The organism is Streptomyces sp. NPDC002784 (assembly GCF_053592135.1).
Window position 1 is genome coordinate 1 of record NZ_JBSFVD010000086.1, and the last position, 5,360, is coordinate 5,360.

General features: G+C 66.8%; 6 protein-coding genes. 4 read left to right on the forward strand and 2 right to left on the reverse strand.

Going from position 1 to position 5,360, the window contains the following annotated elements; genetic code table 11:
- Positions 1 to 359 (reverse strand): hypothetical protein (locus tag ACWD1Z_RS36380; RefSeq protein ID WP_451125039.1); only part of this gene is annotated, 359 nt, incomplete at its 3' end.
- A 201-nt stretch (positions 360 to 560) separates the two neighbouring features.
- Here ACWD1Z_RS36380 and ACWD1Z_RS36385 point away from each other — a divergent pair.
- The 3 genes from ACWD1Z_RS36385 to ACWD1Z_RS36395 all read left to right on the forward strand — a co-directional run bounded on the left by ACWD1Z_RS36385 (position 561) and on the right by ACWD1Z_RS36395 (position 3,994).
- On the forward strand, positions 561 to 2,246 hold the full coding sequence (locus tag ACWD1Z_RS36385) for a ribonuclease J (protein ID WP_451125041.1): 1,686 nt from the start codon (positions 561 to 563) through the stop codon (positions 2,244 to 2,246).
- Positions 2,247 to 2,441: 195 nt separating this feature from the next.
- Complete coding sequence (locus tag ACWD1Z_RS36390) at positions 2,442 to 3,188, forward strand: SAM-dependent methyltransferase (protein ID WP_451125043.1); 747 nt, start codon at positions 2,442 to 2,444, stop codon at positions 3,186 to 3,188.
- 290 nt (positions 3,189 to 3,478) lie between these two features.
- The gene (locus ACWD1Z_RS36395) at positions 3,479 to 3,994 is read left to right on the forward strand and encodes a GNAT family N-acetyltransferase (RefSeq protein WP_451125045.1); all 516 of its coding nucleotides are present in this window, start codon (positions 3,479 to 3,481) and stop codon (positions 3,992 to 3,994) included.
- Positions 3,995 to 4,073: 79 nt separating this feature from the next.
- Here ACWD1Z_RS36395 and ACWD1Z_RS36400 read toward each other — a convergent pair whose 3' ends face one another.
- Entirely contained in the window at positions 4,074 to 4,406 is a 333-nt protein-coding gene (locus tag ACWD1Z_RS36400; protein ID WP_451125047.1) for a winged helix-turn-helix transcriptional regulator, read from the reverse strand.
- 158 nt (positions 4,407 to 4,564) lie between these two features.
- On the opposite strand from ACWD1Z_RS36400, the gene ACWD1Z_RS36405 reads away from it, so the two are divergent.
- On the forward strand, positions 4,565 to 5,360 hold a 796-nt coding region (locus tag ACWD1Z_RS36405), incomplete at its 3' end, for an NAD(P)-dependent oxidoreductase (protein ID WP_451125049.1).

Sequence of the window (5,360 nt, forward strand, 5' to 3'; positions counted from 1 at the left end):
CAGTGGTCGGAGTAGCTGAAGTCGCCCACGGTCCAGGCACCGACGTCCTCGATCGCGACGCGGTACATTCCGCCGGTCTCCGGGATCCCCACCGTGCCCTGCAGGATCCGGGCGACATGGAAGTGCAGATGCGTAGGCGGCCCGTCCTGCTTCGGGGGTGTTTCGAAGACGGCGGAGAACTCGCCCAGGTGGGCGGAGTCCGTCAGAACCTCCGACACTCTCTGTCTCCACACGGATTCGGGAGCGAGGCGACCGGTGATGACAGCGCCACCGGTGACCACGGTCAGAGACATCTGATTGCTCTGCCCGGACTCCACACGGGCGGCGATGTCAACGATCAGCTCGTCAGGCTTCGGCATGGGGTCAGATTGTACGCACCGGCTGCACCCTGCGGCGCAGGCGGTGGGGCTACCGGGCGATATCGCCTTGATCACTCCCTGTCCCGACCACCGGCCGCACCCGCTGCTCCCGAGACATCAGGTGCGGGTGACCCGCCCGGTCGGGAAGAGAGATCACAGCCAATGGATCAACCCGTCCCACTCTCCGGGTACCGTCAAGGTATGAGCCATCCACATCCAGAGCTGAAAGCCGCACCGCCTCTTCCCGAAGGAAGGCTGCGGGTCATCGCCCTAGGCGGCCTGGGTGAGATCGGCCGCAACATGACCGTCTTCGAGTACGCCGGCAAGCTGCTCATCGTCGACTGCGGCGTGCTGTTCCCCGAGGAGACCCAGCCCGGCGTGGATGTGATCCTGCCGGACTTCACCTCGATCAGGGACCGGCTGGACGACATCGTGGCGGTGGTACTCACCCACGGGCACGAGGACCACATCGGCGGTGTGCCCTACCTTCTGCGCGAGCGGAGGGACATTCCCGTCGTCGGCTCCAAGCTGACGCTGGCGTTCCTGGAGGCCAAGCTCAAGGAACACGGCATCCGGCCGCGCCCGGTACGGGTGCGAGAGGGCGACCGGCGCAGCTTCGGGCCCTTCGACTGCGAGTTCGTGGCGGTCAACCACTCCATCCCGGACAGCCTCGCCGTCGCGATCCGTACCGGCGCCGGGATGGTGCTGCACACCGGCGACTTCAAGATGGACCAGTTCCCGCTCGACGAGCGCATCACCGATCTGCGCGCCTTCGCCCGCCTCGGTGAAGAGGGCGTGGACCTGTTCCTCACCGACTCCACCAACGCCGAAGTGCCCGGCTTCACCACCTCCGAGCGTGAGCTGAACCCGGCGATCGAGCAGGTGATGCGCACCGCGCCGCGCCGGGTCATCGTCTCCAGCTTCGCCAGCCATGTGCACCGCATCCAGCAGGTCCTGGACGCCGCCCACCAGCACGGCCGCAAGGTCGCCTTCGTGGGCCGCTCCATGGTCCGCAACATGGGCATCGCCCGTGACCTGGGCTATCTGAAGGTCCCGTCCGGTCTGGTCGTGAGCACCAAGGAGCTGGAGAAGCTACCGGACCACAAGATCACGCTGGTGTGCACCGGCTCCCAGGGCGAGCCGATGGCCGCGCTGTCACGGATGGCCAACCGCGACCACGTCATCCGCATCGGCAAGGGCGACACCGTCCTGCTCGCCAGCTCCCTCATCCCCGGCAACGAGAACGCCATCTACCGGGTGATCAACGGACTCACCCGGTGGGGCGCCCACGTGGTCCACAAGGGCAACGCCAAGGTGCACGTCTCCGGGCACGCCAGCGCCGGCGAACTCGTCTACTGCTACAACATCGTCAAACCCCGCAACGTCATGCCCGTGCACGGCGAATGGCGCCACCTGCGGGCCAACGGCGACCTCGCGATCCGTACCGGCGTCGATCCCGACCGGGTCGTCATCGCCGAGGACGGTGTCGTCGTCGACCTGGTCGACGGCCGCGCGTCCATTACCGGCAAGGTCCCCGCCGGCAACGTCTACGTGGACGGCATGGAAGTCGGCGGCGCCACCGAAGCCTCCCTCAAGGACCGCCTCACCCTCGCCTCCGAAGGCGTGGTCACGGTGGTGGCGATCGTCGACGCGGACACCGGCGCCCTCGCCGAGGCCCCGGACTTCCTGGCCCGCGGCTTCGTCCACGACGACGCCACCTTCGAGCCGGTCATTCCCGTCATCGAGAAGACCCTGGCCACCGCGGCCGAGGAAGGCGTCGGGGACGCGCACCAGCTCGAACAGCTCGTCGCCCGCGCCGTGGCGAACTGGGCGTTCCGCACCCACCGCCGCAAGCCGCTGATCATCCCCGTCATCATCGACGCCTGAGCCCAAGCCCGGCAGGCGTGCGAGGGCACTCGCCTGCCGGGCCGGCCCGTACGCACCAAACCGGTTGCACGGACCTTCCAAGATCGAAACGTCCAAGAGGGGTGCATTTGATGAGGGTTCAAGCAGGGACAGCCCGACAGGCGACGGCTGCCCTTCAGGAACCGCAAGACCTCATCGAACTAAGGAATCCCTCCTGTGGATCTTCCACGCATTTGGACCATTCGCGAAAGCAGCCACCGCGTCCACAACCCGATTACCGCTGACAAGCTCGCCGCACTGGGCCAGTCGCTCCATCTGGCGCCTGGCACGCGGGCGCTCGACCTCGCCAGCGGAACGGGCGAAATGCTGTGCACCTGGGCGCGTGACCACCGCGTCACGGGAACGGGGGTGGACATCAGCACAGTGTTCACCGAGAAGGCCCGCGCCCGTGCCGCTGAACTCGGAGTCGCCGACTGTCTCGACTTCGTTCACGGCGATGCCTCAGGTTACGTCGCGGACGAGCCGGTCGATCTCGCCTCGTGTGTCGGCGCCACCTGGATCGGGGGCGGCGTGGCCGGCACCGTCGAGCTGCTGGGCCGCAGCCTCCGCCCAGGCGGCCTCATGCTGATCGGCGAGCCGTACTGGCGTCAGGCACCGCCGACCCAGGAAGTCATCGAGGGCTGCCAGGCCGGCAGCAGAGCCGACTTTCGGATGCTGCCGGAGCTGATCGGGCACTTCGGCGACCTCGGGTACGACGTCGTGGAGATGGTGCTGGCCGATCAGGACAGCTGGGACCGGTATCAGGCGGCGCAGTGGTTCAACCTTCGCCGCTGGCTCGACCAGAACCCCGATGACGAGCTGGCCGCCGATGTACGGGCCGAACTCGCCACCGGGCCCGCCCGCTACGTGCAGTACACCCGCGAGTACCTCGGCTGGGGCGTCTTCGCGCTGATGAGGCGCTGACATTCTGGGCAGTGCGGGTCTGGGCAGCACATGCTGCCCGGACCCTCGCGTCTCAGACCGCGTCGCGGAGATCCCCACGACCTTCAGCAAGCGAAATCCTTGGTCAGCAGTCCGGAAAGGAGTTGCCCGGCAGAGGAAGGGCTACTAGCCTCGCGCCGGCGCGACAGACGCGTGATCTCGGGATGAGGAGGTTGATGAATATGGCTGCCGTTGGCCGTCATCAGCATGCCCTCATCCGGCCCGTGCGATAACAGAGCGCGGCCGGTCGTACCAACGACCAGGAGAGACACATGTCTTCCCCTTCTTCACACGTCCACGCCGAAGTGGTCACCAAGCGCCTCGTCCTGCGGCCCTGGACCACGCGCGAGGCCCTCGCGGTCCTCGACAACACCCGGTCCCCGCACTGGGCGGACGACTTTCCCGCCGAAGGTGATCGGGTGGTCGCGGGCCTCTTCGAGCAGTACCCCGACTGGCTCGGCCCCTACGGCCACCGTCTGGTCATCGAGCGCGACAGCGGCCTGGTGGTGGGTTCCATCGGCCTGTTCTGGCCGCCCAAGGAAGGGGTCCTTGAGATCGGCTACGGCATCGTAGTCTCCCGGCGTGGCCGAGGTTATGCCCCCGAGGCCACCAAGGCCCTCGCCGACTTCGCCCTCACCTTGCCACCTGTCCACACTGTGTCCGCCGACGTGGAACTGTCTAACCCGGCCTCAATTCGAGCACTGGAGAAGGCCGGCTTCTGCCGCTGGACGACCGGGGAGAACGTAGTCAAGTTCAGGATCTCGCGCTCAGGCGGCGAACTACGCTGATTGCGTGGGGTCCTGGAAGCAGTGCCCTCCAGGACCCCACCGCGGTCGCTGAATTGCCGGCGGGCGGCTGGGGGACTGACTAGGGGATGGCCTCGATGCGCTTCATATGCTCCTCGCCCCACTCCCCGAGCGGTGCGAGTGCCGTGTTGAGGGAGCTGCCGAACTCGGTCAGCGAGTACTCCACCTTGGGCGGGACCTGGTGGTAGACCTCGCGGTGCACCAGGCCACTTGCCTCCATCTCCCGGAGTTGAAGAATCAGCATTCTTTCGCTGATACCGGGCACCGCCCGCCTCAACTCTCCGAAACGCAAAGGCCCGTCCTCGCCCAGCGAAAACAGGATTAGCCCCTTCCATTTACCGCCCATGACGGCGATGGCGGCGTCGAGCCCGCAGAGGTAGGTCCGCTTGGTCATCAGCACTCCTACTGACAAAAGTGTGGGTACCGAACAGAATTGTAGGTACTTGATCAAATGTATGTGGGACTTCCAGAATGGAATCGGGAGCCACGCCGGACGCGCTGATCGGCGATTGCGTGGCTGCTCAACCATTCGACTGCTGACTGGAGTGACGCATGACCAGGGAAGCCCCCGTACCCGTGACCGTCCTCGGGCTGGGATCGATGGGCCGGGCCTTGGCCGGCGCGTTCGCCGACGCGGGGCACCCGACAACGGTGTGGAACCGCACGCCGGCCAAGGCCGCACCGTTGGTGGCCAAGGGTGCCGTCCATGCCAGGGTGGTCAAGGCCGCGGTCGAGGCGAGCCCGCTGATCGTCACATGCCTGACCACCTTCGAAGACACTAGCTCGGTCCTGGAGCCGGCTGCGGCGGCGCTGTCCGGGCGTGCCCTTGTCACGTTGAACAGTGGTTCGCCCGCCGGCGCACGCTCCATGGCCGCCTGGGCGACCGCCCGTGGAGCCCGGTTTCTGGCCGGAGCGGTCAAGAACGTGCCGGAGGCCGTGGGAGCGCCGGACACGCTGTTGTACTACAGCGGAGACAAGACAGTGTTCGACGAGCACGAGCCGACGCTGACGGTACTGGGCGGCGACACCGTCCATCTCGGAGATGAGGCCGACCTCGCCGCCCTGTACGAGATGGCCGTGGGCGCCATGCTGCTGCCCGCGCTCGTCGGCTTCTTCCAGGGGGCCGCGGCCGTTCAGGCTCGTGGACTGGAGGCGAGCAGCATGGTGCGGTTCGCCGGGAAGTGGCTGGACATGATCAAGTCTCTGCTGCCGGTCTACGCCACAGAAATCGACAGAGGCGATTACACCGATGCCGCTTCCTCCGTGAACCTGTTCCTCGCGGGCGCGGGCCATGACATGGAACTGGCCAGGGAGACGAACGTCGACGTGGCCTGGCTCGCTCCACTGC

Coding starts and splice junctions, on each gene's coding strand:
- ACWD1Z_RS36385 (WP_451125041.1), top strand. CDS start 561: ATGAGCCATCCACATCCAGAGCTGAAAGCCGCACCGCCTCTTCCCGAA.
- ACWD1Z_RS36395 (WP_451125045.1), top strand. CDS start 3,479: ATGTCTTCCCCTTCTTCACACGTCCACGCCGAAGTGGTCACCAAGCGC.
- ACWD1Z_RS36400 (WP_451125047.1), bottom strand. CDS start 4,406: ATGACCAAGCGGACCTACCTCTGCGGGCTCGACGCCGCCATCGCCGTC.